Origin of the sequence: Glutamicibacter sp., from assembly GCF_050701915.1 — a bacterium.
Taxonomy (GTDB): domain Bacteria; phylum Actinomycetota; class Actinomycetes; order Actinomycetales; family Micrococcaceae; genus Glutamicibacter.
In genome coordinates this window covers 38,488-64,644 of the sequence record NZ_JBOGEG010000005.1, presented here as the reverse complement: position 1 = coordinate 64,644, position 26,157 = coordinate 38,488, and the positions used below count along the sequence as shown (strand labels likewise).

16 protein-coding genes are annotated in these 26,157 nt (G+C 65.3%); 9 read left to right on the top strand and 7 right to left on the bottom strand.

Annotated features, from left to right (window positions below):
* Window positions 1–88 precede the first annotated feature (88 nt).
* Window positions 89–1,570 (top strand): nucleobase:cation symporter-2 family protein, encoded by a 1,482-nt coding sequence (locus ACRDT3_RS05710; protein ID WP_431492066.1) that lies wholly within the window; start codon window positions 89–91, stop codon window positions 1,568–1,570.
* A gap of 79 nt (window positions 1,571–1,649) precedes the next feature.
* Here ACRDT3_RS05710 and ACRDT3_RS05705 read toward each other — a convergent pair whose 3' ends face one another.
* Window positions 1,650–2,489: an SPFH domain-containing protein gene (locus tag ACRDT3_RS05705; protein ID WP_431492065.1), complete on the bottom strand. Its 840-nt coding sequence runs from the start codon at window positions 2,487–2,489 to the stop codon at window positions 1,650–1,652.
* A gap of 184 nt (window positions 2,490–2,673) precedes the next feature.
* Between ACRDT3_RS05705 and ACRDT3_RS05700 the strand changes: the two genes are divergently transcribed.
* Window positions 2,674–3,663: an aldo/keto reductase gene (locus tag ACRDT3_RS05700; RefSeq protein WP_431492064.1), complete on the top strand. Its 990-nt coding sequence runs from the start codon at window positions 2,674–2,676 to the stop codon at window positions 3,661–3,663.
* Window positions 3,664–3,685: 22 nt separating this feature from the next.
* On the opposite strand, the gene nirB is transcribed toward ACRDT3_RS05700, so the two are convergent.
* On the bottom strand, window positions 3,686–6,301 hold the full coding sequence (nirB, locus tag ACRDT3_RS05695) for a nitrite reductase large subunit NirB (protein ID WP_431492063.1): 2,616 nt from the start codon (window positions 6,299–6,301) through the stop codon (window positions 3,686–3,688).
* A 358-nt stretch (window positions 6,302–6,659) separates the two neighbouring features.
* Here nirB and nirD point away from each other — a divergent pair, with 358 nt between their 5' ends.
* Entirely contained in the window at window positions 6,660–7,037 is a 378-nt protein-coding gene (gene nirD, locus ACRDT3_RS05690; protein WP_431492062.1) for a nitrite reductase small subunit NirD, read from the top strand.
* 260 nt (window positions 7,038–7,297) lie between these two features.
* Here nirD and ACRDT3_RS05685 read toward each other — a convergent pair whose 3' ends face one another.
* The 3 genes from ACRDT3_RS05685 to ACRDT3_RS05675 are packed head-to-tail and all read right to left on the bottom strand — an operon-like array spanning window position 7,298 to window position 12,331.
* Window positions 7,298–8,791 (bottom strand): FAD-dependent oxidoreductase, encoded by a 1,494-nt coding sequence (locus tag ACRDT3_RS05685; RefSeq protein ID WP_431492061.1) that lies wholly within the window; start codon window positions 8,789–8,791, stop codon window positions 7,298–7,300.
* Window positions 8,788–10,920 carry a molybdopterin oxidoreductase family protein gene (locus ACRDT3_RS05680; protein WP_431492060.1) on the bottom strand — a complete coding sequence of 711 codons (2,133 nt, stop codon included), beginning with the start codon at window positions 10,918–10,920 and terminating at the stop codon, window positions 8,788–8,790. Before ACRDT3_RS05680 ends, ACRDT3_RS05685 begins: the two co-directional genes overlap by 4 nt.
* A gap of 1 nt (window position 10,921) precedes the next feature.
* Entirely contained in the window at window positions 10,922–12,331 is a 1,410-nt protein-coding gene (locus tag ACRDT3_RS05675; protein ID WP_431492059.1) for an MFS transporter, read from the bottom strand.
* Between the two features lie 437 nt (window positions 12,332–12,768).
* On the opposite strand from ACRDT3_RS05675, the gene ACRDT3_RS05670 reads away from it, so the two are divergent.
* From ACRDT3_RS05670 to ACRDT3_RS05645, 6 genes are all read left to right on the top strand, one after another.
* Window positions 12,769–13,254 carry a nucleoside deaminase gene (locus tag ACRDT3_RS05670; protein ID WP_431492058.1) on the top strand — a complete coding sequence of 162 codons (486 nt, stop codon included), beginning with the start codon at window positions 12,769–12,771 and terminating at the stop codon, window positions 13,252–13,254.
* A 13-nt stretch (window positions 13,255–13,267) separates the two neighbouring features.
* On the top strand, window positions 13,268–14,770 hold the full coding sequence (locus ACRDT3_RS05665) for an NCS2 family permease (protein WP_431492057.1): 1,503 nt from the start codon (window positions 13,268–13,270) through the stop codon (window positions 14,768–14,770).
* A 272-nt stretch (window positions 14,771–15,042) separates the two neighbouring features.
* Window positions 15,043–16,548: a xanthine dehydrogenase small subunit gene (locus ACRDT3_RS05660; RefSeq protein WP_431492056.1), complete on the top strand. Its 1,506-nt coding sequence runs from the start codon at window positions 15,043–15,045 to the stop codon at window positions 16,546–16,548.
* Entirely contained in the window at window positions 16,545–18,878 is a 2,334-nt protein-coding gene (xdhB, locus tag ACRDT3_RS05655; RefSeq protein ID WP_431492055.1) for a xanthine dehydrogenase molybdopterin binding subunit, read from the top strand. The genes ACRDT3_RS05660 and xdhB overlap by 4 nt, the downstream gene beginning before the upstream one ends.
* Window positions 18,879–18,880: 2 nt before the next feature.
* Window positions 18,881–19,771, top strand: a complete 891-nt coding sequence (gene xdhC / locus ACRDT3_RS05650) for a xanthine dehydrogenase accessory protein XdhC (protein ID WP_431492054.1) — start codon at window positions 18,881–18,883, stop codon at window positions 19,769–19,771.
* A 91-nt stretch (window positions 19,772–19,862) separates the two neighbouring features.
* A complete protein-coding gene (locus tag ACRDT3_RS05645; RefSeq protein ID WP_431492053.1) occupies window positions 19,863–20,603 on the top strand; it encodes a hypothetical protein in 741 nt (246 codons plus the stop codon).
* 54 nt (window positions 20,604–20,657) lie between these two features.
* Here the strand turns inward: ACRDT3_RS05645 and ACRDT3_RS05640 are convergent, their stop codons facing one another.
* Window positions 20,658–25,112 carry an FtsK/SpoIIIE domain-containing protein gene (locus ACRDT3_RS05640; protein ID WP_431492052.1) on the bottom strand — a complete coding sequence of 1,485 codons (4,455 nt, stop codon included), beginning with the start codon at window positions 25,110–25,112 and terminating at the stop codon, window positions 20,658–20,660.
* On the bottom strand, window positions 25,109–26,155 hold the full coding sequence (locus tag ACRDT3_RS05635) for an RDD family protein (RefSeq protein ID WP_431492051.1): 1,047 nt from the start codon (window positions 26,153–26,155) through the stop codon (window positions 25,109–25,111). Before ACRDT3_RS05635 ends, ACRDT3_RS05640 begins: the two co-directional genes overlap by 4 nt.
* Between the last annotated feature and the right edge of the window lie 2 nt (window positions 26,156–26,157).

Here is a 26,157-nt window from a genome sequence, read left to right as displayed (position 1 = left end):
GCGGGCTGGTGCGGGAGAATTGACGGCGGGGCGCATCCCGAACGCATGGGGTGCGCCATTCCGCAGTCCACCGAAGAGGAAATTCCCCATGAGTGCTGCCCGCAGCCAATCCGCTGAGAGCATCAGACCCGAAGACGAACGCCTGCCTGCGCCGAAAACCGTGGCCTACGGTTTCCAGCATGTGCTGACCATGTACGGCGGCATCATCGCCCCGCCGCTGGTGATGGGCGGGGCCGCGGGAATGGACACGGCCGAAATGGGTGTGCTGGTCGCCAGCTGCCTGTTCATCGGCGGCCTGGCCACCATCCTGCAAACCCTGGGCGTGCCGTTCTTCGGCGCCCAGCTGCCGCTGGTCCAGGGCACTTCCTTCTCCGGCGTGGCCACCATGATCGCCATCCTCAACGGCGGGGGCGGCATGCCGGCGGTCTTCGGCGCGGTGCTGGCCTCGGGGGCCATAGGCATCGTCATCGCCCCGTTCTTCGCCAAGCTGCTGCGATTCTTCCCGCCGGTGGTCACCGGCGTGGTGATCACGATCATCGGCGTCTCGCTCTTCCCGGTCACCGCCGACTGGGCCATGGGCGGGGCGGGTGCCGGGGATTCCTATGGGTCGATCAAGAACATCGCCCTGGCCGCCATCACCCTGCTGATCCTGCTGGCCCTGTCCAAGTCCGGCGTCCCTGCGCTCTCGCGGCTGTCGATCCTGCTATCCATTGCGCTGGGCACCCTGGTGGCCGTGTTCATGGGCATGGCTGATTTCTCGCAGGTGCTCACCGGCGACATTTTCGCGGTTCCCACCCCGTTCGCCTTCGGCGCCCCGGTCTTCGAGATCGGCGCCATCATCTCGATGATGATCGTCATCCTGGTGACCTACACCGAGACCACCGCGGACATGCTCGCCGTGGCCGAGGTGACCGGGTCCAAGGTGGATTCGCGGCGCATCGCCAACGGCCTGCGCGCCGATATGCTCTCCTCCACCGTCGCCCCGATCTTCAACACCTTCACCCAGTCCGCGTTCGCACAGAATGTGGGCCTGGTGGCAATCACCGGAGTGAAGAGCCGCTTCGTGGTGGCCGCCGGTGGCGGCATCCTGGTGGTCCTCGGCCTGCTGCCAGTTCTCGGCCGCGTGGTCGCCTCCATCCCCGCCCCGGTGCTGGGTGGCGCTGGCGTGGTGCTGTTCGGTTCGGTGGCCGCCGCTGGCATCCGCACCCTGGCCAAGGCCAAGGATGACAACATGAACATGCTGATCATCGCGACCTCGCTGGCCTTCGGCTGCATTCCCATGGTCAAGCCTGATTTCTACGCCGAATTCCCTGCCTGGGTCGGCACCATCTTCCAGTCCAGCATCTCCTCGGCCACCATCATGGCCGTGCTGCTGAACATCATCTTCAACGAGCTGAACTGGGGCCGGAAGGAAACTTCGCTGCGCACCGTCTACAAGTACCAGCTGGCCGGACTCGAAGACGGCGACCGCCTGATCGACGGCAAGCTGTACGACTCGAAGGGCCTGGAAATCCAGGTCATCTCGGAGCAGCCGGGCCACGCCGGGGATCGTCCGATGCCGCAGGGCTAGCAGCGCTACCCAGCCCGAAGAGCGAAACGCCCCAGTTCATCATTCAATGAATGAACTGGGGCGTTCGGCGTGAAGGCTGCTACTGGTTGGAGTCCTTCTGCTTGTCACCGGTCATGGTGATGGGCTGGACCCCGGAATTGGGGAAGCAGCCGATAGGGCTCTGGCCGGATTCGGCGACGATATCCAGGCACTTTGACGTCAAGGTCTCCGGGGTCAGCGAGCGTTCCAGGATCTTGTTGGCTTCGGCTTCAGCCTGGCTGGTCTGCTTGCGCTGCTGGGCCACGCGGGTCTTGGCCGATTCCGCCTGCAGTTCGTTGATGCGGTTCTGCGTAGGCTCATCGAAGTTGATGATCGGCAACGTGACCGAGCGGATCTCGATCTGGGTCTTGACCTTGGCCTGCATCTTTTCCTGGACGGACTTCGCCAGTCCTTCCAGATCCTGCCCGCCGCTGGCAGTATCGCCGTATTCCAGCGGATCGTAGGTGGCCATGACCTCGTTCAGCGCGGCACGGAAGTTGCGGTCGACGAGGTTGGACTGGATGCCCTCGAAGGTGCGGTAATCCAGGAAAACGTCCATGGCGTCGTCGGTCTTCAGCTGCCACTGGATCGAGGCGTCCACATCGGCCCGGCCGTTGTTGCCCAGGCGTACCGGGATGGCGCTGCCAGCGGAGTAGACATCGTTCTGCACCGAGCCGTCCAGCTTCTCGACCTTTTCCCATGGCCACTTCAGGTGGAAGCCGTTGCTGACCACGGAGGTCGGCTTGCCCAGCGCGACCTTCACGCCTACGGTGCGTGGCTGCACGATGGTGGTGGACATGATGGCCAGCACGATCAGCGAGACGATGAAAATGCTGATTCCGGTGAAGCGCGTGGAAGTACGGTTCTTGTTTTCTGGCTTCATGGATTTGCCGGCCAGCATGACAAGCAATCCTACGAAGGCGCAGAGGACCGTAAGAATAGTGGGGAACATGATCTCCTCGGTGGTGTGACGGTATTCAATATTCTATCGTTTAGATAATTGAGAACCAACTTGGGCGCCGCAACATATTCCGAGGCCCTGGCATCGCCCGGGAAAACGCGCTGCGGGCACTAGACTCGTAAGCATGCAACAACGAGAACTTGGACGTACCCACCGCAATGTATCGGCCATCGGCCTGGGCACCTGGCAGCTAGGCGCTGACTGGGGCTCGGTAGATGAAGCCGAGGCGCTAGCCGTGCTCGATGCCACCTATGAATCCGGCGTGAGCTTCTTCGACACCGCCGACGTCTACGGCGATGGCCGCAGCGAGCAGCTGATCGGCACATGGCTGAAGGCCAACCCGGATGCCGCAGTCACCGTAGCCACCAAGATGGGCCGCCGAGTCGAGCAGCTGCCCGAGAACTACAACCTGGATGCCTTCCGCGCGTGGAACGACCGTTCCCGCAAGAACCTGGGCGTGGACACCCTGGACCTGGTCCAGCTGCACTGCCCGCCAACCCCGGTGTACTCCACCGATGCCATCTACGATGCGCTGGACACCATGGTGGATGAAGGCCGCATGGCCAACTACGGTGTTTCGGTGGAAACCGTGGAAGAGGCGCTGGCGGCTATTGCCCGCCCGAACATCGCCACCGTGCAGATCATCATCAACGCCTTCCGCCACAAGCCGCTAGAAACCGTGCTTCCAGCAGCCCGCGAGGCAGGGGTAGGCATTATCGCCCGGGTGCCGCTGGCCAGCGGATTGCTGACCAACCGCTACACCCTGCAGACCGAGTTCGCCAAGGACGACCACCGCAACTTCAACCGCGACGGCTCGTCCTTCGATGTCGGCGAGACCTTCTCCGGCGTGGACTACGCCACCGGGCTTCAAGCCGCTGGCGAGTTCGCCAAGCTGGCCGCCACCGAGGCGCCCGAAGCAACCAGTGCGCAGGTGGCTTTGGCTTGGCTGGCTGCCCAGGACGGGGTGAGCACCATCATCCCCGGCGCCCGCAACGAGCAGCAGGCCCGCGCCAACGCGGCCGCCGGCTCGCTGCAGATCTCCGAGGGCTTCAACGCTTCGGTCCGCGATCTCTACGACACCAAGCTGCGCGAACAGATCCACCCGCGCTGGTAGCAGCGCGGGTGGGATACCGTTCCTAGCCTTGCGGCGCCCCGACCGGGATGCTGGCACCTAGTGCCACCGGCTCGGCGGGGCGCTGCTGTCCCCGCTCGGTGACATATTCCAGTTCGGTATCCGGCGCGGCCGTGTTCACGAACGAGCGGAAGCGCTTGAGCTTCACCGGGTCGGCCAGGGTAGCTGCCCATTCATCCTCGTAGTTGGCCACATGGGTTTCCATGGCCGCTTCCAGCTCCTCGGCCAGCCCCAGCGAATCCTCGACGACCACCTGCTTGGCCCGTTCCAGGCCGCCATCCAGATCCTGGAGCCAATGCGCGGTACGCTGCAGCTTGTCCGCGGTGCGGATGTAGTACATCAGGTAGCGGTCAATGTACTTGAACAGCGTCTGCTCATCCAAGCCACCAGCGAGCAGTTGGGCATGCGCCGGGTTGGCACCGCCATTGCCACCCACATACAGGTTCCAGCCATCGGTGGTGGCGATCACGCCGATGTCCTTGGCGCGGGCCTCGGCACACTCGCGGGCACAACCCGAAACGCCCATCTTCAGCTTGTGCGGTGCCCGCAGGCCCCGGTAGCGCAGCTCCATCTCGATGCCCAGCGCGGTGGAGTCGAGCATGCCGTAACGGCACCAGGATGAACCGACGCAGGTCTTCACATTGCGCAGCGACTTGCCGTAGGCCTGGCCTGATTCGAAGCCGGCATCCACCAGCTCACGCCAGATCTCGGGCAGCTGTTCCAGGCGGGCACCGAACATGTCGATGCGCAAGCCGCCGGTGAGCTTGGTGTACAGGCCATACTTCTGCGCCACCGCGGCAATCACGCCCAGCTTCTCGGGGGTGATCTCCCCGCCCGGGATGCGCGGAACCACCGAGTAGGTGCCGTCCTTCTGCATATTTGCCAGAACGCGGTCGTTGGTGTCCTGGGCGCCGGCAAGACCTGCATCCATCGGGTGCACGCTGGTCTGCGAGGAGAGGATGTTGGCGATCACCGGCTTGCAGATATCGCAGCCCTTGCCCGTGCCGAAACGCTCCATTACCTCGCCGAAGGTGTGCAAATGGCCCACGCGAATGGCTTCGTAGAGTTCCGGGCGGGAGAAGGAAATATGCTCGCACAGGGCGGTGGAAACTTCCGCGCCGTCCTTGAGCATCTGCGCTTCCATGAGCTTTTTGAGCATGGGCACGCAGGAGCCGCACTGGGTGCCCGCACGGGTGCAGCCCTTCAGCCCGGAGACGGTGGTCACCGGCGCTTCGCCCTCGAAGCAACCGCAGCCGGAGACGGCATCGCGGATGGTGCCGGCGGTAACCGAGTTGCAGGAACAAAGTACCGCATCATCGGGCAGTTCGCCCTCCGGCGCCTCGCCGCCCAGCGCGCTGAGGTAGGCGCCGGGTTCCCCCGGCAGTTCCCGGCCGAGCAGCGGACGCAAGGACTGGTACGGGGTGGCGTCGCCAACGAAGATGCCGCCGAGCAGGGTCTTGGCATCGGAGGAAACCACGAGCTTCTGGTACAGGCCGCGCGGAGCATCGGCGTAGACCACTTCCAGTGCGCCTTCGGTGCGGGCAAAGCCATCGCCGAAGCTGGCCACATCCACCCCGGAGAGCTTGAGCTTGGTGGCGGTGTCGAAACCGGCGAATTCGGCTTCGCCGCCGGCTAGGTGCTCGGCGACGATTTCCGCCATGGCATTGGCCGGGGCTACTAGGCCAATGCAGAATCCGTCGTAGTTCGCGACCTCGCCGATAGCCCAGATGTGCTCGATGTCGGTGGCGCAATGCGCGTCGATGATCACGCCGCCGCGAGGACCCATGCCGAAGCGGGGTGCCTGGCTGCCAGCCTCGTCAAGGGCGGCGTTGTAGTTGCGGATCAGCTCATCGCGGGGACGGACACCGATGGAAACGACCACCATATCCGCCTCGATGGTGCGTTCATCGGCCATCAGCACACCAGTGACAGCCGTGCTGCCAGACTCCTGGCTGGTAAGGATCTCCTGCGGGAAGACACCGTTGTGGACAGTGAAACCGGTTTGCTCGATGAGCCGGCCCATGGCCTGGCCGGCCCCTTCATCCAGCTGGGTGCCCATCAGCCACTTGCCGCCGTCAATGACTACCGCTTCTGCACCCAGCGCTTGGGCACCTGCGGCGGCTTCCAATCCGAGCAGGCCGCCGCCGATGGTGGCCACCACTGGGGTGCGGCCTAACGTTTCCTTCAGTTCCTCGACCTTTTCGGCAATGGACCAGACATCTTCCAGCGTGCGATAGACGAAGGTGTGCTCATTGCCGGCAATTGGCAAGGTGGCCGCGTTGGAACCGGTGGCGAGCACCAATTCGTCGTAGCTGAAGATGCGTCCGTCTGCGATGGTGACCGTGCGCTTGGCGCTGTCGATAGCCACGGCCTTGGCGTTGGTTTCCAGGCTGACATGCTCGGCTTCCCAGAGCTTCGGATCACCGAGGGTGAGATCGACCCCCGGGTCGGTCAGCGCCCGGGAGAGCGCCACGCGGTCATAGGGAAGGTGGGTTTCCTCGGTCAGTACCGTGATGCTCAAATCCTGCGGTGCGCGGCTGGCCAGGGCTTCGGTGAAGCGGTGGGCTGCGGGGCCGCCGCCGATAACCAGGACGTTGCGTGCAGTGTGTGGAGTACCCATGATCAATTTCGACTTTCGCTGGGAAACGGTGAGTTTCAGGCTGATGAGTCCACTGTAGAAAGTACGCTTTGCGCCGCAATTACCCCCGTGTTTCGGCCGGAGCAATTCTCTCCACCATCAGCCGAAGGCCAGGTGAAGCGGTTGAAACATATTCGAATCATTCGGCAGTGAAATCGATTCAATGGTGGGAAAAGACCAGCAAAAACCGGCGGAATGCCGGATGAATTATTGATTCACGGCGACCTGATTTGCTGTTAGTGATGCTTTACCCACTGGCAATCGCGATTGGCATCGGGCGAAACATGCGACTTCTAAGCTCGATTTATCAGCGAACACCGACCACGAAGGGCTTACGTTCATGAGCACTCTAATTGCAGAAGACACCCGTGAAGCTACTTTGAGCTTGGCTCCGCTTTGCCGCAGTGCAGAGCTGGAGTGTGGATGGGGAGAAGCGCTGTTGCTTGAAGGCAAGCAACTGGCCCTGTTCCGTACCGAAGAAGATGCCTTCTACGCAACCTCGCATCACTGCCCGAACAGTGGCGCGAAGGTCATGGCCCGCGGCATTCTGGGCGACACCGTGGTCGAAGGAACCAACGTGGCCACCGTTGCCTGCCCGCTGCACAAGGAAGTGTACCGACTGGATACCGGCGAGTGCCTGAATGCCGATTCGCTGCCGTTGCCAGTGCAGCGGCTCATGGAAATCGAGGGACAGCTATGGATGGAGCAGAGCAAATGAGCATCAAATCAGATCGCAGCCTGAACGTGGAGCATTCTGCCTGGCAAGGCTGGTTCGAAATCCTCGACGAGACGGAATCGCTTGCAACTAACTAGCTCCGGCTATCGCGTTTTCCAGCGGTGGCGTGCAAGAGTAAAGCAACTCGCATCATCATCCAAACGCAGGGACGAAAGCCCATGGCTTTCGTCCCTGCGTCTTTGCGTTCCGGCCGGGGCAGAGGCAAGGGCGGCCAGCTCGCTGGAAGCCGACCGCCATTGGAATCATTTCGCCAGGGCAGGAGCCTTGGCCAGCAGCTCTTCGATCCTTGACTTGCACCCGCCGCATCCGGTGCCCGCACGGCAGTTCTCGCCGACCTCGGCGACGGTGGTGCATCCAGCGTCCACCGCATGGCCTACCTGGCCATAGGTAGCACCCGAGCAGCGGCACAGCTGATCATCATCGCTAGGGATAGCCGCGATTTGATCTGTTGCCGGATCATCCAGGCGCAGCAGGGCCGAACGGTCTTCTGGCAACGCCGTTGACCGCTCATAAGCAAGAACGAGTTCGGCGCTGGCTTGAGCCAAGCCGATGGCCAAGAATCCGGTGACCGCATCCTGGCGGGTGACGATTTTGAGGTAGCGCCCGCGCGCAGGGTCCGCATAGACGGTTGCCTGCAGGCCGGTTTCGTCCCAGTAGCCTGCGCTGATATCGCCAGCGGCGGCCAGCTCGATGCCTTGGCCCTTGAGCATGATTACATCCGAGGCGGAGAAGTCCGGTGCAGGAAGCGGTTCGGGGGAAGCAGCACCAACTAGCTGCGAGAAGTACCGGGACAACCACGCCGCCTGGGCCCATCCCGGGGCGAGCAAGCCGACCGGCGGCTGCCCGGCAACTTCGGCGCAGTCTCCCAGCGCGAAAATTCGTTGCTCGGTATCTGCGCAAAGGAATTCATCGGTTTTGATGCCACGGCCAACCGGCAGCCCGCAGCCCGCAGCCAGTTCTATCCTGGCTCTCACGCCGGTGGAAACAAGCAAGGCATCGGCCTCAATTAGACCGTGGGTGGATGTCACCAGCCCGGCAAAGCCATGCGCGTCTTTCTGGATGCCGGTCGCCTTGGCCGCTGAGACCACCTCGACACCGGCTTCGCGCAGATTGCGCCTCAGCAACGCTCCGCCGTCTGCATCCACGACGCGGCCCAAAGGCGCTGGACCATGGTGCACCAGCACGGGTTGCGCCCCGGTGGTGGCAATGGCCAGGGCCGCTTCGATGCCCAAAACGCCGCCACCGAGAATCAAGATGCGCCGGCCATGACCGAGCGATTCCCGAAGCTGATGGGCATCATCCACCGTGCGCAGGGCGAAGACCCCGGCTGGCAGGGAAGCATCAGCATGCGGATCGAAGTTCAGGCCGTTGAGCGTCGGGACCACGGCCCGGGCACCGGTGGCGAAAACCAGCCGATCGTAGGAAACATGCCCATCGCCCTGAAGATGGACCCTGCGGCGTGAACGCTCGATGCCGGTAGCCTGCACGCCCAAGCGCACGTCTACTCCCGCCTCAGCCAATCGTTGAGGATCCACCATGCCCAAATGCCCGAACTCGGCGGCGCCTACTGCCAGCTCGGCAAGGAGCACGCGGTTGTAGGCCAGATGCTCTTCGGCGCTGATGATGGTGATTTCGCAATGGCCGGCCGCCGCTGCGGGGAGCAGCCCTTCGACGAGGGATGCAGCGACGGGGCCGAAGCCGATGATGACGATGCGTTGCGGGCGTTGCTCGTTCATGATTCCTCTTCCACCGGGCGCAGGGAAATATGGGCATGCTTGAATTCCGGCATCGCGCTGATCGGGTCGACCCTCGCCTCGGTCAGCAGGTTAGCGGTGCCTGACTTCGGATAATGGAAGGGCAGGAAGACCGTATCCAAGCGGGTGTCGGCGCTCAGCTTGGCACGGGCGATGACATCCCCGCGCTCATTGCTGACCAAGACCCGTTGGCCATGGGAAATCTGATGGGCGCGAGCAGTGGCCGGATGGATTTCAAGCAGGGGTTCCGGCGCGGCCTGCTCCAGTTCGGCTACGCGCCGCGTCTGCGCACCGGACTGGTAATGCTCCAGCAAGCGGCCGGTGACAAGCGATACCGCGGATGAAACCCGAGCCGGAACCTGGGAGTGGACCGGTGTGAGCAGGGCGCGCCGATCCGGGTGCGCGAAGCCGTCGAGGAACAAGCGCGGGGTGCCGTTGCGCGCACCGGGCTGCCTGTTGATCCCGGCGCCTTCCGGGCATGGCCAGTAGATGGCCGCCCCGGCATCAAGGTCATCCCAACGCACCCCCGAGTAGTCCGCCAGGCCACCGGCTGAAGCCAATTTGAGTTCTTCGAAGACTTCTTGGGCATCGGGGGAGAAATGGCCGGGAGCATCCAGGCGTTGGGCGAGCTGGGAGAGGATCCACAGTTCGCTGCGCGCATTTCCTGGCGCCGCCAAGGCAGCGCGGCGGCGCAAGATCCGGCCCTCCAAGTTGGTCATGCTGCCTTCTTCTTCAGCCCATTGCAGCACCGGCAAGACCAGGTCCGCCTGGGCTGCAGTCTCTGAAAGGAAAAAGTCGCAGACCACCAGGAAATCCAAGCTGGCCAGGGCTTGGCTCACGCGTGACGCATCGGGTGCGGAGATCACCGGGTTAGCCCCATGGATCATCATCATGCGCGGACCGGTTGGGGTGCCCAGCGCGTCAAAAAGCTCAACGGCAGGAAGCCCGGGACCGGGGATGATCTCCGGGTCCACACCCCAGACACGGGCAACGTGCGCACGGTGGTCCGGGTCGGTGATCTTGCGGTAACCGGGAAGCTGATCGCACTTTTGCCCGTGTTCCCGACCGCCCTGACCATTGCCCTGGCCGGTGATGGTGCCGTAGCCGCCGGCCAGGGTTCCGGGCAAGCCGAGCAGCAGTGCGAGGTTGATCGCGGCGGTGACTGTATCGGTGCCGTTGGAATGCTGCTCAATGCCGCGGCCAGTGAGGATATAGACCGGCTTGCCGCCGGCTTTCGCCTCGCTGGCCGCATGCGCCAGAGCCCTGGCGGTGTGCCGGATCTGCTCGGCAGGGACGCCAGTGACCTTGGCGGTGCGTTCTGGCCACCAGCTGGCCAGTGAAGCTTTCAATGAGTCGAAACCGTTGGTGCGGGCGGCCAGATAGCCGGTATCGGCCAAGGACTCGGCCACCAGCACATGGGCCAATCCCAGCAGCAGCGGAAGGTCGGTGGCCGGGGTAGGCTGCAGGTGCCAGCCGGCATCATCGGCACAGAGCTTGGCTGTTGCAGAACGCCGCGGATCAACCACTATCAAGCCGCCGTTTTCACGGGCCCCGGACAGATGCCTGACAAAAGGAGGCATCGTATCGGCCACGTTGGAACCGAGCATCAGGATCATCCCGGCACTATCCAGATCAGCCAGCGGGAAGGGCAGGCCCCGGTCCAAGCCAAAGGCGCGGTTGGTGCCGGCGGCAGCCGAGGACATGCAGAACCGGCCGTTGTAGTCGATGCGCGAGGTACCCAGGGCCAGCCGCGCGAACTTGCCCAGCTGGTAGGCCTTTTCATTGGTCAGCGAACCGGAGCCGAAGACTGCTAGCGCGTCAGCCCCGGATTCGGCGCGGATGCCCAGCGCCTTTTCGGCAACCAGATCCAGTGCCTGCTGCCAGTCGATCGGTGCGAAGCTTCCGTCGGCCTGGCGGAGCAGGGGTGCCTGCAGGCGTTCGGGGTGGGCGAGCAGCGTGGCGGCGCTGTACCCTTTCCGGCACAGCGCCCCGCCGTTGGTTTCAAAGTCGCGGCCTTTCAGGCTCACAGGTTCCGAGCTATCGGCCTGTGGGTTCGGTTCAAGGGTGATGCCGCACTGCAGGGCGCAGTAGGGGCAATGCGTGTCGGTCATCTTAGACTCCGTGCTGGGCGAAGCGGGTTCCGGACCGTGCATAGGTGAACCATGCAGTGGCCATGAGCAGCAGGTAGACCGCGATGAAGATGATGAATGCCGTGGTGTAGGCGCCGGTGCTGGATATGGACAGGCCCAAAGCCTGGGGAATCAGGAAGCCGCCGTAGGCGCCGATGGCCGAGATCAAACCGAGCGCTGCGGCCGCCTTGCGCGAAGAATCCACCTGGCCTGCCCGCTTTCCCTCGTCATTCAGGGCAAAAACTGCAGGGATCATGCGATAAGTCGAGCCATTGCCGATGCCGCTTGCGGTGAAGAGCAGCAAGAACAGGAAGAGGAATACCCAGAAGTTGGCCCGGGGCAGGCTGAGCACCAGCGCACCGGTAATCAAGGCCATGGCCGCGAAGGTAGCCACGGTGATGCGTGCGCCGCCAAGTTTGTCAGCGATCTTGCCACCGTATGGACGCGCCAGTGAAGCGACCAACGGGCCGAGGAAGGCCAGGGTGATGGTTGCGGTTCCCAACGGCAATGCTGCGTATCCAGGGAAGGTGTCAACAATCAGCTTGGGGAATACTGCCGAGAATCCAATGAAGGAGCCGAAGGTTCCCACATACAGCGCGGAGATGATCCACAGGTGCTTTACCTTCAGGCAGGCAATTGCGCCGCGAATATCTGAGCGTGCCGATGTCAGATTGTGCATGTATTTCCAGGCACCCCACGCGGACAGCAGAATGAACGGGATCCAGAGCATCCCTGCCAGCGGAAGCTGCAGAGCGCCGGCGGCGAAGACCGTGACAATTACCGGTACGAGCAGCTGGGCGACCGCCGCTCCAAGGTTGCCGCCGGCGGCATTGAGGCCCAGGGCCCAACCCTTGCGGGAAGCAGGGTAGAAGTAGGTGATATTAGCCATCGACGAGGCGAAGTTTCCACCGCCGAAGCCGGTCAGCGCCGCAAGGCTGAGCATGACCCAGAACGGCGTGGACGGATCGGACAACGCCAGGGAAATGCCGCCCGCCGGAATCAGCAGGAGCAATGCGGAAATCACCGTCCAGTTGCGTCCGCCGAAACGGGCAACCATGAACGTGTAGGGGATGCGCAGGGTCGCTCCGACCAGGCTCGGGATGGAGATCAGCCAGAACAGCTGCGTGGTGCTGTAGTTGAATCCGGCCACCGGAAGATAGACCACGACGATGGCGAAAAGCTGCCAAACGCTGAATCCGAGGAACTCGGCGAAGATGGACCACTTGAGGTTTTGGCTGGCTACCGCCGATCCGGTGCGCTTCCAGAATTCTGGATCCTCTGGGGTCCAATTGCTGACCCAGCGTCCCGGCTGGACCTGCAGTGCCTGCGATGTGTCAGATGCTTCTAGCTGTGCGCTCACGTTACCCGATCCCTTCTCTAACACTTGATGCATCTGAGCTTCTCAAAGAGGTATTTCGCCTAGGTGCTCAGGTTGTTGCGCCGAAGGGAACTTAAATTCACCCGGGGAATCGGGGCGCCGATAGGCGGCTGTAACGTGTTGGAAACTCGAGCGCCGCGGCAAGAGTCCAGCTCCGGGATTCGTGGCGCTGGCGGGGAAGGTGCGCGCCTCGGGGATAGCTGCTAGTGGGAGACGGGATTAGCAGCAACACGGCTACTTTTTGTTCATGATGCGAAAAAGTGATTTCAAAAGAAGTGTTGCCTGCGTCACAATCCACTGATAATCTCGTAGCTGTCTATGGCGGGCACCCACCAAATGGGTCGCTATCTACCGGGCATGCAACTGATCGATTTCAGGTGACAAGCGCAACCGGTAACTAGCGCCAAGCAGCGCGCTGCGGTGGTCTTGTCCAAAGCATGAGGAGCCACGCGATGAGCGTTACTACCACTGGCCAAGACTATCTTTCGATGGCCATCGATATTGCCACCACAAATGTCCAGAATGCCGGCGGGCCCTTTGGCGCCGTCGTGGTCACGGCCGATGGGCAGGTGTTCGAGGGCGTCAACCGGGTCACGGCCAACAACGACCCGTCGGCCCACGCCGAAGTGGTGGCCATCCGCACCGCGGCCGCCGCGCTGGGGACCTTCGATTTGAGCGGCTGCGTGCTCTACAGCAGCTGCGAGCCCTGCCCGATGTGCCTGGCCACCTCGTTGTGGGCCCGCATCGGCAAGGTCTTCTTCGCGGCCAACCGGCACGATGCAGCCGCGGCCGGATTCGACGACGCGGTGTTCTACGAATACTTCGAATCAAAATCCAACCGCTCGCTGATGCCGGTGAACTGCTTCCAGTCCGAAAGCAACGAGCACCTCAAGCCGTTCCAGGCATGGGATTCGCAAGAATCCCGGACCGACTACTAGAAGGCCCGGGACCATGACCACGACAAGTCGCTTGCGAGCCGGGCCCCAGGACGCGCAGCGCGGTGCGAACCCGCGCCGTCCGGGCGGGCCGGGCAGCATCCTGGATGCGTTCTTCAGCATCACCGAACGCGGGTCCACGCTGGCGCGGGAGTTGCGCGGCGGGATCGTCACCTTCTTCACGATGGCCTACATCGTGATCCTCAACCCGCTGATCCTCGGCGGATTCAGCGCCGACGCCGCACCCGTGGATGTGGCCGGCAACTGGCTCCCGGCCGCGCAGGTCGGTGCCATGACCGGCATGACCGCCGGGATCATGACCATCCTGTTCGGGCTCATCGCCAACCTGCCCTTCGGCCTGGCCGCCGGGCTGGGGATCAATTCCTTCCTGGCCGTCTCGGTGATCCAGGATGTCACCTGGCCCGAGGCCATGGGGCTGGTGGTGATCAACGGCGTGCTGATCGTCCTGTTCGGGATGACCGGGGTGCGTACCGCGATCTTCCGGGCCATCCCCAAGGACCTGAAGGCCGCCATCACGGTGGGCATCGGGCTGTTCATCACCTTCATCGGTTTCGTGGACTCGGGCTTCGTCACCCGCACCGCGGCCGGGCCTCCGGTGCAGCTGGGCGATGGCGGGTCGATCGTCTCGCTTCCGACCATGGTCTTCGTGGTGGGCCTGCTGATCATGGGCGCGCTGGTGGCCCGCGGGGTGCAGGGCGCGATCCTGATCGGCATCGTGATCTCCACGGTGCTGGCGGTGATCGCCGAGCTGGTCTTCAGGATCGGGCCGGCAAGCGCGGATAACCCGCACGGCTGGCACCTGAACATGCCGGTGCTGCAGGGAAATATCGTCTCCTTGCCGGACCTGTCGTTGGCCGGGGAATTCGACCTGTTCGGCTCCTTCGGCCGGATCGGCGCGCTGGCGGCGACCATGCTGGTGTTCACCCTGGTGTTCACGAACTTCTTCGACGCCATGGGCACGATGACCGGACTGGCCAAGAATGCTTCGCTGGCCCGCAAGGACGGCACCTTCCCGCGGCTGAAGGCCGCGTTCGTCGTCGAGGGCCTGGGCGCGGTGGCCGGAGGCATGGGCTCGTCCTCCTCCAATACCGTCTACGTGGATTCGGCCGCCGGCATCGGGGAAGGAGCGCGCACCGGGCTGGCATCGGTGATCACCGGGGTACTGTTCCTGGGCTCGATGTTCTTCACGCCGCTGACCTCGGTGGTTCCCATCGAGGTGGCTGCCGCGGCACTGGTTCTGGTAGGCACCTTGATGTGCGCGCAGATCCGCGAAATCAACTTCAAGCGGTTCTCCAGCGCCATGCCGGCGTTCCTCACCTTGATCACCATGCCGCTGACCTATTCCATTGCCAATGGCATTGGTGCCGGGTTCATCGCCTGGGTCGTGGTGAACACCGCGGCCGGCCGGTATCGCAAGATCCACCCGCTGCTGTGGGTGGTGGCGCTGGGCTTCCTGGTGTACTTCGCACGAGGGCCCATCACGGCCCTACTGGCCTGAGTCGATCCGGGCTATAGTAAGGATCCATCGAGGTGAGCTGGCTCACCTCGGCGGTTGAACGGATTTGGATGATCCGAATTCTGGAGGGTAATCATGGGCGGATGCATCGCCTGGTCCAAGGGCCAGATCGCGCACGGAGACTGATCGCGCCGCAGCACGCGGCGGCACCTTGGACGAGCCCGAAAAGGCCGGCAGGGCGCCAGTTTCCCGACCATCATCCAATTCATTCATGGTGCGCCTGCCGATACCCGGGCGCAGGAGGTGTCAGCGGCATGAGCGCCGAGGCAACGCAAGAGACAAAATGCCTGGTTACCGTCAACGGAACGGTCCGGGAATTCGACGGGCCGCCGCATACCAACGCGCTGGATTTCCTGCGCGGGCAGCAACTGATCGGATGCAAGGAAGGCTGCGCCGAGGGCGAATGCGGCGCCTGCTCGATCCTGGTAGCCCGCAGCGACGGGGAAGGCAGCAGGTGGACTGCGGTCAATGCCTGCCTGCTGCCGGCCGCAGCGCTGGACGGCCAGGAAGTCATCACCTCCGAAGGGCTGGGCAGCGTCGCGGACCTGCACCCGGTGCAAGCAGAGATGGCCAACCGCGGAGGTTCCCAGTGCGGCTATTGCACCCCCGGATTCGTCTGCTCCATGGCCGCCGAATACTACCGCCCCGAGCGAACCGCTAACCCCGCAGTCAGCGCGGAGGATGGCGGGGAGCACGAGTGCGGACCCAATGGATTCGACCTGCACGCGCTGTCGGGCAATCTGTGCCGGTGCACCGGATACCGCCCGATCCGCGACGCGGCCTACGCGCTGGGCGACCCCGGGCCGGATGACCCGCTGGCCGCCCGGGCGCAGCGAAGCGCCCCGGCGCCGCTGGCCACCGACATCCAGCGCGCCGATACCCCCACCGGAGAGCCGGGTCGTTTCCGCCGGGCCGCGGATCTGGACCAGGCCCTGGGGATCCTGGCAGACGAACCGGACACCGTGCTGCTGGCCGGCGGCACCGACTGGGGCGTGGAGGTCAACATCAAGGGCGCCCGCGCCCGTTCGGTGCTGGCCATCGACCGGCTGCCCGAGCTGCGCCAGATCCACTGGAACGAGCAATACCTGGAACTGGGCTCGGGCTGCACGCTGAGCGAGCTGGAACGCAAGCTCGACGGGCAGGTTCCGCTGCTGGGCAAGCTCTTCGGGCAGTTCGCTTCGCGGCTGATCCGCAATGGCGCCACCATGGGCGGGAACCTGGGGACCGGTTCGCCCATTGGCGACACCCCTCCGGCGCTGCTGGCGCTGGAAGCCGAGCTGGTGCTCTCCAGCACCAAGGGGAACCGGGTGGTTGCGCTGGCGGAGTACTTCACCGGCTACCGGCAGACCGTGCGCGAGCCGGGGGAAATGATCACCGCGATCCGCATCCCGCTGCCGCTGGCGCAACTGACCAGCTTCCAGAAGATTTCCAAGCGGCGCTTTGACGACATCTCCTCGGTAGCCATCGGCTACGCGGTCACGGTGGTCGACGGCGTGATCGCCAAGGCGCGGATCGGGCTGGGCGGCGTGGCCGCGACCCCGCTGCGCGCCGTGGCCACCGAAGCCATGCTGGAAGGCAAACCGTGGAACCTGGACACCATCCGGGCCGCCGCGCACACCATGGGCCAAGAAGGAACCCCGATGGATGACCACCGGGCCAGCGCGGACTACCGCAAGGCCATGCTGGCCTCATCGCTTGAACGGTTCTACGCCGAGCAGCTCGCGAGCCGCTCGGGAGCAGGAAAGGAGCAGAACTCATGAGCCAGTTATCCCAACGCCCCGACGCTCCGGTGGTCGGCCAGCGCCACCGCCACGAATCCGCCGCCGCGCACGTCACCGGCACCGCGCTGTATACCGACGACATGGCCCAGCGCCTGGCCGGGATCCTGCATGCCTACCCGGTGCAGTCCACCTGCGCCCATGCGAAAATCCTGGGCCTGGATACCAGTGCGGCGCAGCAGGTTCCCGGGGTGGTCCGGGTAATCACCGCGGAAGACATTCCCGGGGTCAACGACCAGGGCGCCAAGCACGACGAGCCGATGCTCCCGGTTCACGAGGTCATGTTCTTCGGCCAGCCGGTGGCGTGGGTGCTGGGCGAAGACCTGGAAGCTGCCAAGGCCGGGGCCAAGGCGGTGAGCGTTCAGTACGAGGCTCTGGACTCGCTGATCACCATCAAGGACGCGATCGCGGCCAAGAGCTTCCACGGCATCCAGCCCGAGATCTCCAAGGGTGATCCGGACGCAGCCTTCGCGCAGGCAGCCCATGTTTTCGAGGGCGACTTCGAGTTCTCCGGGCAGGAGCACTTCTACCTGGAAACCCAGAACTCGCTGGCCATGGTGGATGAGAGCGGGCAGATCATGGTCCACTGCTCCACCCAGCATCCCACCGAGACCCAGGACATCGTCTCGCATGTGCTGGGAGTTGGCGCCCACGAGGTGACCGTGCAGGTATTGCGCATGGGAGGCGGCTTCGGCGGCAAGGAAATGCAGCCCCATGGCTATGCCGCACTGGCGGCGCTCGGCGCGGTGCTCACCGGACGGCCGGTGCGGGTGAGGCTGGACCGCACCTTGGACATGACCATGACCGGCAAGCGCCACGGATTCCATGCGACCTGGAAAATCGGCTTTGACGCGCAGGGCAGGATCCTGGCGCTCCAGGCGCAGCTGACCGCTGACGGCGGGTGGAGCCTGGACTTGTCCGAACCGGTGCTGACCCGCGCGATGTGCCATATCGACAATTCCTATTGGATCCCGAACATCCGGGTCAACGGGCGCATCGCCAAATGCCATAAGACCTCGCAGACCGCGTTCCGCGGCTTCGGCGGTCCTCAGGGCATGCTGGTCATGGAAGACATCCTGGGCCGGGTGGCCCCGCAGCTGGGATTGGACGCCCGGGAACTGCGCCGCCGCAACTTCTACACCGAAGGCCAGGACACCCCGTATTACCAGCCGGTCCGGCATCCCGAGCGCTTGGAGGCCGCCTGGAACCAGGTGCTCGACTCGGCCGATATCGCCGCGCGCGAGGAGCAGATCGCTGAATTCAACGCCGCGCATGAGCACGCCAAAAGGGCGTTGGCGCTGACCCCGGTGAAATTCGGCATTTCCTTCAACCTCACCGCCTTCAACCAGGGCGGCGCGTTGGTGCTGGTCTACAAGGACGGTTCGGTGCTGGTCAACCACGGCGGCACCGAAATGGGCCAAGGCCTGCACACCAAGATGCTGCAGGTGGCCGCCACCGCACTGGGCGTGCCGCTGTCCAAGGTGCGCAATTCGCCGACGCGCACCGACAAGGTGCCCAATACCTCGGCCACCGCCGCCAGTTCGGGCAGCGACCTGAACGGCGGCGCGGTCAAGGATGCATGCGAGCAGATCCGCGACCGGCTCGCGCAGGTGGCCGCCGGCAAACTGGGGGTTCCGGCGCATGATGTCCGCTTCAGCGACGGCCAAGTCACCGCGCTGGGCAAGAGTGGATCGCTGGGCTGGGAAGAAGTGGTCAATGCCGCGTACTTCCAGCGGGTGCAGCTTTCGGCCGCGGGCTTCTACCGCACCGAAGGGCTGCATTGGGACTTGTCGCGGATGACCGGCAGCCCGTTCAAGTACTTCGCCTACGGGGTGGCGGCCAGCGAGGTGGAAGTCAGCCGCTTTGACGGCTCCTATGTGCTGCGCCGCGTGGACATCGTCCATGATGTGGGGGACTCCCTCTCGCCACTGGTGGATCTGGGGCAGATCGAGGGCGGGTTCGTGCAGGGTGCCGGCTGGCTGACCCTGGAGGATCTGCGGTGGGACACTTCCGATGGCCCTGGCCGCGGACGGGTGGCCACCCAAGCCGCGAGTACCTACAAGATCCCGAGCTTCTCCGAGATGCCCGAGGTCTTCAACGTGAGCCTGCTGGACAAGGCGCATGAGGAAGGCGCGGTCTACGGCTCCAAGGCCGTGGGGGAACCGCCGCTGATGCTCGCCTTCTCGGTGCGCGAGGCGATCAGGCAGGCCATTGCCGCGTTCGGCCCCTCCGGGCGTTCGGTGCCGCTGGCTTCCCCGGCGACTCCGGAAGCGGTGTTCTGGGCGATTGAATCGGTGCGGAAGGGGCAGTAGCCATGCGCTCGTGGATTGAAGCGGTCACCGCACTGCGCAATGAGCGGCGTCCGGGCGTGCTGGCCACCATCACCGCGGTGCGCGGGCATGCCCCGCGCGAGGCGGGCGCGAAGATGGTGATCGCCAGCCAGGAGATCTTCGGGACCATCGGCGGGGGCAACCTGGAAATGGCGGCCATGGAACGGGCCAGGCAGATGATCGCCCAAGGCGAGAGCCAGCCGCAGAGCATCAGCATGAAGCTCAGCGACAAGGCCCCGGCCAAGTTCGGGCGCCAATGCTGCGGCGGCGAGATCACGGTGCTGCTAGAACCCCTGCCGGTTCCTGCCACGGTGGCGATCTTCGGGGTGGGCAATGTGGGCATGGAATTGGCCCGCATTCTCTCCCGCCATGACCTGGAGCTGCATCTGGTTGATTCGCGCCCGGAATTCCTGGAGGACTTGCCGGCCCTTGAATCGAGCGTGGCGCGGATCCATTCGGCGGTGGCCGTGATCGGGGAGCAGGTGCTCAGCTGCCTGCCTCAGGGATCGCACGTGCTGATCATGACGCACGACCATGCCGAGGATTTCCACCTGTGCGATGCCGCCTTGCGCCATCGGGGGCTGGGGTCGATCGGGCTGATTGGATCCAGCGCCAAGTGGACGCGCTTCCAGAAGAATCTGCGTGCCAGCGGCTTCGGCGACGAGCAGATCGCAGCGATCCAGTGCCCGATCGGGATCGACCAGGTGCGAGGCAAGCAGCCGGCGGTGATCGCCGTGTCCGTGGCAGCCGACTTGCTGGCCCGGATCACGGATGCCGCGAAGCAGCCGGTGCCCAGCCCAGAGCCTGCGCTGAATGCAGAGCCTGCGCTGAACCCAGAGCCTGCGCTGAGCGAAGCGAAGATGAGAATCGTCTAATGCGGGGAACAAGGAGCACTGCTGGGGAGTTTAATGATGTGAGAGCGGTGCCCCTGCGTACCGCGCCCGCAATGCCTAGGAGGCCGATTTCATGTCCATGTTCGACAAGCTGCTGCGCAAGGGCAAGCAAATGGCTGGCCAGTACGTCCGTGAACAGCTTAGCCAGCGCAGCTCCACCAGCAATCAGCGCGGTTATGATCGCGACCAGCGCGGCTACCAGCAGAACCCTGGCGGCTACCAGCAGCCGCAGCGACAGGACTACGGCAACCGCGGCTATGGCAATCCTCAGGCCGCAGCGCCTTCGCGCGAGGACCAGGCGGCGATCGAGAAGTACCGCTACATGCTGCGCACCGCTCCGCCGCAGGATATGGAACGCGCCCACGCCGAAGCCTTTGCCCGGCTGACCCCGCAGCAGCGCGAACTGCTGCACCATGAACTGAACGAGCAGCTGCCGCCGGCGGAGCGTCCGAGGACCCAGGATCCGCGGGACCTGGCCCGTTCGGCCACGCGTGCGGAAATCTCGCGTCCCGGATTCATGGACAAGCTCCTGGGCTCTGGCGGCAGGGGCCGGGATCTGGGCATGGCTGCCGGTGCGGCCGGCGGCCTGGGCGTTGGCTTGCTCGGCGGTGTGGCAGGAGCATTCATCGGCACCGCCATTGCCGGGCCGTTGCTTGACGGCTTCGCCGGCATTGGCGAAGAGTTCGGTTCCATGGCCGATGGCCTGGGCGCAACCGTGGCCGGCGCAGGGGAACAGCTCGGTGGTCAGGCCGAGGGCATGTTCGGCGACTTCCTCGGTGGCGCCGGCGGGGACTTCGGCGACTTCGAGTTCTAGCCCCAGCACAGCGAAGCCGGCAGCAACTGCACGTTGCTGCCGGCTTTTTCGCGCCTACTGCTCCACGAGCGGCAGGTGCACCAAGGTGCGTTGGCCGTTTTGCACCATGAACCCGCGGCCTGGCGGGAATTCGTGGCGCTTGACGCGCGGGAACGGCACCTTGAACAGCGAGTCCCCGTCGTAGGCGTCGGGCTTGAGCGCGATGCCGTGGCGGTTGGACTTCAGCTCGCCGAGCAGCCCGAAGCTGGAGGAGAACGAGTTGATGTCCCCATCGGCGATCAGGAAATGATCCGAGCGGTTGATGGCCTTGAGCAGTTCCTTCAGCGGGCGCTCGGCATCCGAATCGGCGAACTCGGTGAAGTTCTCCACGACGAACACCATCTTGCCCGGCATGGAGTCGTCGGAGACCAGATCCAGCATGTCCTTGGCGAACTGCCGGGTCTCGGCCGGGCCCGAAGCGCTGCCGTTCCACTGCCGCCAGCCGCGCAGCTCGGCGCGCCGCCCGCCGAGGTGGAAGAACTGGGTGGCCGGGTTGGCGCGTTCAAGCGCGGTGACCATGGCGCGCATCGCGTTGGTCTTCCCGCTCTGCGGCGGCCCGGCGATGACGAAGGTGCCGATGGGCTCGAAACCGCATGGGCCGAGGGTGGTGTCGGACAGGCCGATGGCCGGCAGCCCGTTGACCGTGTCGGGCAGCGCCGCCGCCGCGAATTCCTGGGGGAGGGTTTCGACCCCGGCTGCCTGCGGGGCACCGGTTGCCGCGAGCTCCTGGGCCCAGCTGGTGGTCAGCGCGGTCTGCTCGGCCACATTGGCGGTGCCGCCGAGCACCGCGATCTGCGCCTCGTGGCCCTTGATGATCGCGCGGCCTGGCACGCTGCGCTCATTGAGCACGTCCTTGGCCACGCCCAGCACGTTGTAGGCCTGCTCGTCGGCCATGCGCAGCACCACGCGCTGGGTGATGTTCGCGCTGATCGCGGTGGGCACCGCGCCGAAGCGGTCGGCGGTGGCGATGACGTGGATGCCCAGCGGGCGGCCCTCGCCGACGATGCGCATGAACACCTGGTAGAACTCGCCGCGGCCGTGGCCCAGCTCCCAGTCGTTGCGGAACTGGCCGAAGCCGTCGATCAGCAGGAAGATGCGCGGCTCGGACAGGCTGCCGGTCACCTGGCGGTACTCGCTCAGCGAGGCGGCGTTCGCGGCCGCATAGCGGGCCGAACGCTCATCGAGGTGCTCGGCCAGGATGCGGAAGACGCGCTGGATGCGTTCCACGTCATCGCCGCCAATCACGGCGCCGAGATGCGGCAGCGGTTCTAGCGAACGCAGCGAGCTGGTGCCGAAGTCCAGCGCGTACACCGCCGCGGTGCCGGCCGCCGGGTTGGCTCCCGCAGCGATCGCGATGCTGCGCAGCGCCGCGGACTTCCCGGCACCGGAGGTGCCGTAGACCAGCAGGTGGCCGTCGGTATCGGGTTCGAACCAGGCGGTTTCCTGGGCCTGGTGCTCGGGGATGTCGGCCAGTGCCAGCGGGATCCGGCTGTCCGAATCCGGAGCGAGCTCGCGCAAATCCACGGTGGCCGAGAGGTCATCGAGCCACGGCCGGCGCGGGGCCGGGATCCCGGCGCCGTTGGATGCGGCGATGAAGCTGGAGACCAGGCGCTTCTGGTCGTTCGGGCCGCTGTTCTCCTCGATGTCCGGCGTCGCCGATTCGGGTTGCTCCCAGACGCGCGCACCGCCGAAGCGCAGGTCCTCCACCCGCACCTCGGCCGCTTCGGGCTCGTCGGTGGTCCAGCCTCCGGCGTAGCCGGACTGGAAGGGCACCAGTCGGCCCGGGCCGGTCTTGGCGATGCCGCGGCCGGGCAGCGAGGGGTCGAAGCCGGCGGCGATGGGGTCCTCCACCACGTCATTGGAGTCCGCGGCGTCGGCCATGCGCAGGGCTACGCGCAGGTTGGTGTTGGCGCGCAGGTTGTCCTTGATCACCCCGGCCGGGCGCTGGGTGGCCAGGATCAGGTGGATGCCCAGGGAGCGGCCGCGCTGGGCGATGTCCACCACGCCGTCCACGAATTCCGGGACCTCCCCGGCCAAAGCGGCGAACTCGTCGACCACCAGGACCAGGGCCGGAGGGGTTTCCGGGTCCTGGCGCTTTTCCAGTTCCAGCAGGTCCTTGGCCTTCTTGCGGTGGAAGAGCTTCTCGCGGTGGTGCAGCTCGGCACGCAGGCTCATCAGGGCGCGGCGGACCAGGTGCGGGGAGAGGTCGGTGACCAGCCCAACGCAGTGCGGCAGCTCCACGCAGTCCGCGAAGGCCGAGCCGCCCTTGTAGTCCACGAAGAGGAAGGTGACCCGGTCGGGGCTGTATTCGGCGGCCATGGCCAACACCCAGGCCTGCAGGAATTCGGACTTGCCCGAACCGGTGGTGCCACCCACCAGCGCGTGCGGGCCCTGGGTGCGCAAATCCAGGCTCATCGCATCCGGGGTGCTCTGGCCAATGTAGGCGCGCAGGGTTCCGGCGCGCTTGAGCCGCGGCCGGGTCCCGGTGGCGGCGCGGTCGATCACTGAGTTGTTCTGCTTCCAGCGCTCGAGCACCGCCTCCGGGGCCTCGGCCAGGTCGGTGCCCAGGATGCGCAGCAACGACACCGAGTCCGGGATGTCCGAGGAATCCGGGACCAGCGAGCTGGAGTCCACGATCGGGGCCAGCCGGCGGGCGAAGTGTTCGGCATGCTCGCGCGAGACCCCTTCCACGGTCACCTTGCGGGCTTCTTCGCCGGCGCGCACCCAGCCCACGCGGGCATCCTCCAGGCCCCGGGTGACATCCACGAAGGTGCGGCAGGCCGCGGGCAGGGACTGGACGGTGGGGGCCACGAAGATCGTGTAGATGCCCACGGCCGGCCCGCGCTCGATGATCTGCGAGAGCCGGGCGCGGTCCACCGGGGCGTCATTGCTGACGAACAGCACCAGCGAGAGGTCCTTGGCTACCGGCAGGCTGGTGTTCTGCTCGCCGGCTTCCTTGCCCAGCTCCATGGATGAGTTGCGGGTGGACAGCGGGCCCAGCCGGTAGGAGGCCGGGTCGTTGCGCCGGGCGATGAGCTCTTCCAGGGCGTTGAGCAGCACGGTGCCCGAGGTCTGCGTATCGGCCAGCGCCAGCTGGGCCAGCGGGGAGCGCGGACCGGTGGTGTGCGGCAGCCACTTGAACCATTCCAGATCCTCGGTCCAAGCCGGGTCGATGATCGCGGCGGTGCACAGGTCGTTGGGTGCATGCAGGCCGAAGAGCTGCACCGCCAGCGCGCGCAGGGCATCGGCGGACTGCAACCGGGGCCCGGCAATGCCGATGGCGCCGGCCGAGGGCAGCAGCTCGATGATCGGCACATCCTCGATCATCCGGTATTGCGCGGTGAGCTCCTCGACCCGTTCCACGTATTCCTGCAACCCGGTCCGATCGGCCAGCTCGGCGACCGTGGTGCGGCTGCGCGCGGTTCCCGAACCCAGGCGCAGCGAGAGGAAGTTCCAGTGCTCCGGGCGCCGGGTCCACAGCAGCGGGCCCAGGGATTCGGCCTGCTCGAAGACCGTCGCGGTGGCTGGTGCCTCGTTGCGCCGGTGCGCGCGTTCGGTTTCCTCCCCGGCCAGCAGGGCATCTTCCAGCGCCTCGAATTGCCGTTCGAAGGTCTCGATTTCCAGGCGCAGCTTGTTGTTGTTCTGCGTGCGCTGGCCGATCAGGTTGCCCAGCATCATCAGCGGCGAGATCAGCACCACGATCAGCGACAGCGCGCGCTGGGTGAGCGAGAAAATCGTCAGGCCCATGATCAGCGGCGCGAAGATCATCGGCCAGGGGAAGAGCTTGGGGCTGGCTTCCTGCGGAATCGCCGGGCGCGGCAGTTCCTCGCCGGGGTAGCGGATCTCCACCCGCGGCGAGCGGTTGAAGAGGATCGAGCCGCCCTTCTCGTAGACCGGGGTATGGCCGGTCGCGGTTCCGGGCAGCAGCTCGAAGTAGACATCCGTGGCGCCCAGGGTGATCAGCTGGCCCGGGATCACCGAGACGCGCTGGGCCAGCCCGCCATCGACCAGGATGCCGTTGGCGGAGTTCAGGTCCACCAGCTCGATCTTGCTTCCCACCTCGATGCGCGCATGCCGGGTGGAGACCATGCGGTCATTGAGCACCACGGTGGCTTTCTCCGAACGCCCCACATAGGAGGTGCCGGCGGGCAGCGCGTAGGCCATGCCCGCATCCGGGCCGTTGGCCACGCGCAGCACCGCGGCCGCCGAACCTCCCGAGACGAAGGCATCGGTTGTCGGCACTACCTCGATGGTGAAGCCCGAACCCAGTTCCGCCTCGGCCAGCGGGGTGTGCGGATCCAGTTGCACCGGTGCGGTGCCGGCGGCGGTAGCCAGCAGCGTGGGATGCTCGGGAACCTGCTCCCCGGCCAGCGCCCGGGCGGCGTCTCCCACGGTGGCGGTGGCATCGCAGGTCATGACCACATCGATGGTGCAGGTGTCCGGGCGCCTGAGCGTGGCCTTGATTTTCACTTCGCGGTCTCCTGGAAGGTAATGCGGAAGGTGCGGCTGCCCACCTGGACGACATCCCCGTCATTCAGATGCAGGCGGACATTGGGTGGTGCATTGCGCGGGGCGCGGGAGGCGGCGGTGACCTGCGTGCCGTTGCTGGAACCCAGATCCATGATCCAGGCATTCGCTCCGTCGCAGCCGAAGGCCAGATGCGTCTTGGACAGCAGCCTTTCGGGATCCTTCAGCGCGACCAGCAGCTCGTTGCCGGACTCTTCCGTGGCCTGGGGCGCACGCCCGATCAGCCCGGATTCGGGCACAGGAAGATAGGACCCGTCGTCAAAGGCGAAGGCCGCGCGGCGGACGGTTCCCGGTACCGGCTCCGCTGGCGAATGCCAGTCGCTGTTCTGCGCCCCGATGATGCCCGCGGTGGACCGGCGACGCGAGGGCACGGCGGCCTCATCCGGGTCGGCGTCCTCGACGGACGTGCCCAGCGATGGCAGATGCTCGGAAATATCCCGGTCCGGGCGGGAGAGCAGATATTCGGCACGGGACAGCGCCCGCGGGTTGGTGGGGTCCAATCCATTGCGCACATCGACCACGTAGGTCTGGGCGATCTTGTCCAGCCAGCCACGGTGGTGTTCCCGGCCGAAGAGGCAGGAGAGCAGCATCAGCAGCGGGCCGATGACCGGGATCAGATGGCTGAGCAGGAAGACGAACGAGGCAAGCAGGATACGGCCGAAACCCGGGGCGGCGAAGGTTTCCAGCCGGGTTGCGCGCAGGCGCATCGCGGCCTTGCCGGGCGAGGAGCCCTTGCGGCTGTTCATCGCGAGCAAGACGACCAGGTAGACCAGCAGCAGCAGTGCGCTGACCCCGGACAGGACCAGCGGGACCGTGGAGTAGTGCCCGGTCACCAGGAAAATGACGTATCCGATGCCGGCAGGCAGCAGCGCGGCCAGCGAAACGGCGTAGTCGACGAGGTAGGACCAAATGCGCAGGCGTGCTCCGGCCGGCCGCATTCCGAGTCTAGTAGCTTTGGCGAGTGCTGCTGCTGAAACGACGTCCATGG

Coding starts and splice junctions, on each gene's coding strand:
- ACRDT3_RS05685 (WP_431492061.1), bottom strand. CDS start 8,791: ATGAACGAGCAACGCCCGCAACGCATCGTCATCATCGGCTTCGGCCCC.
- ACRDT3_RS05675 (WP_431492059.1), bottom strand. CDS start 12,331: ATGCATCAAGTGTTAGAGAAGGGATCGGGTAACGTGAGCGCACAGCTA.
- ACRDT3_RS05660 (WP_431492056.1), top strand. CDS start 15,043: ATGAGCGCCGAGGCAACGCAAGAGACAAAATGCCTGGTTACCGTCAAC.
- ACRDT3_RS05635 (WP_431492051.1), bottom strand. CDS start 26,155: ATGGACGTCGTTTCAGCAGCAGCACTCGCCAAAGCTACTAGACTCGGA.
- ACRDT3_RS05710 (WP_431492066.1), top strand. CDS start 89: ATGAGTGCTGCCCGCAGCCAATCCGCTGAGAGCATCAGACCCGAAGAC.
- ACRDT3_RS05670 (WP_431492058.1), top strand. CDS start 12,769: ATGAGCGTTACTACCACTGGCCAAGACTATCTTTCGATGGCCATCGAT.
- nirD (WP_431492062.1), top strand. CDS start 6,660: ATGAGCACTCTAATTGCAGAAGACACCCGTGAAGCTACTTTGAGCTTG.
- ACRDT3_RS05645 (WP_431492053.1), top strand. CDS start 19,863: ATGTCCATGTTCGACAAGCTGCTGCGCAAGGGCAAGCAAATGGCTGGC.
- nirB (WP_431492063.1), bottom strand. CDS start 6,301: ATGGGTACTCCACACACTGCACGCAACGTCCTGGTTATCGGCGGCGGC.
- ACRDT3_RS05665 (WP_431492057.1), top strand. CDS start 13,268: ATGACCACGACAAGTCGCTTGCGAGCCGGGCCCCAGGACGCGCAGCGC.
- xdhC (WP_431492054.1), top strand. CDS start 18,881: ATGCGCTCGTGGATTGAAGCGGTCACCGCACTGCGCAATGAGCGGCGT.
- xdhB (WP_431492055.1), top strand. CDS start 16,545: ATGAGCCAGTTATCCCAACGCCCCGACGCTCCGGTGGTCGGCCAGCGC.
- ACRDT3_RS05680 (WP_431492060.1), bottom strand. CDS start 10,920: ATGACCGACACGCATTGCCCCTACTGCGCCCTGCAGTGCGGCATCACC.
- ACRDT3_RS05705 (WP_431492065.1), bottom strand. CDS start 2,489: ATGCTGGCCGGCAAATCCATGAAGCCAGAAAACAAGAACCGTACTTCC.
- ACRDT3_RS05700 (WP_431492064.1), top strand. CDS start 2,674: ATGCAACAACGAGAACTTGGACGTACCCACCGCAATGTATCGGCCATC.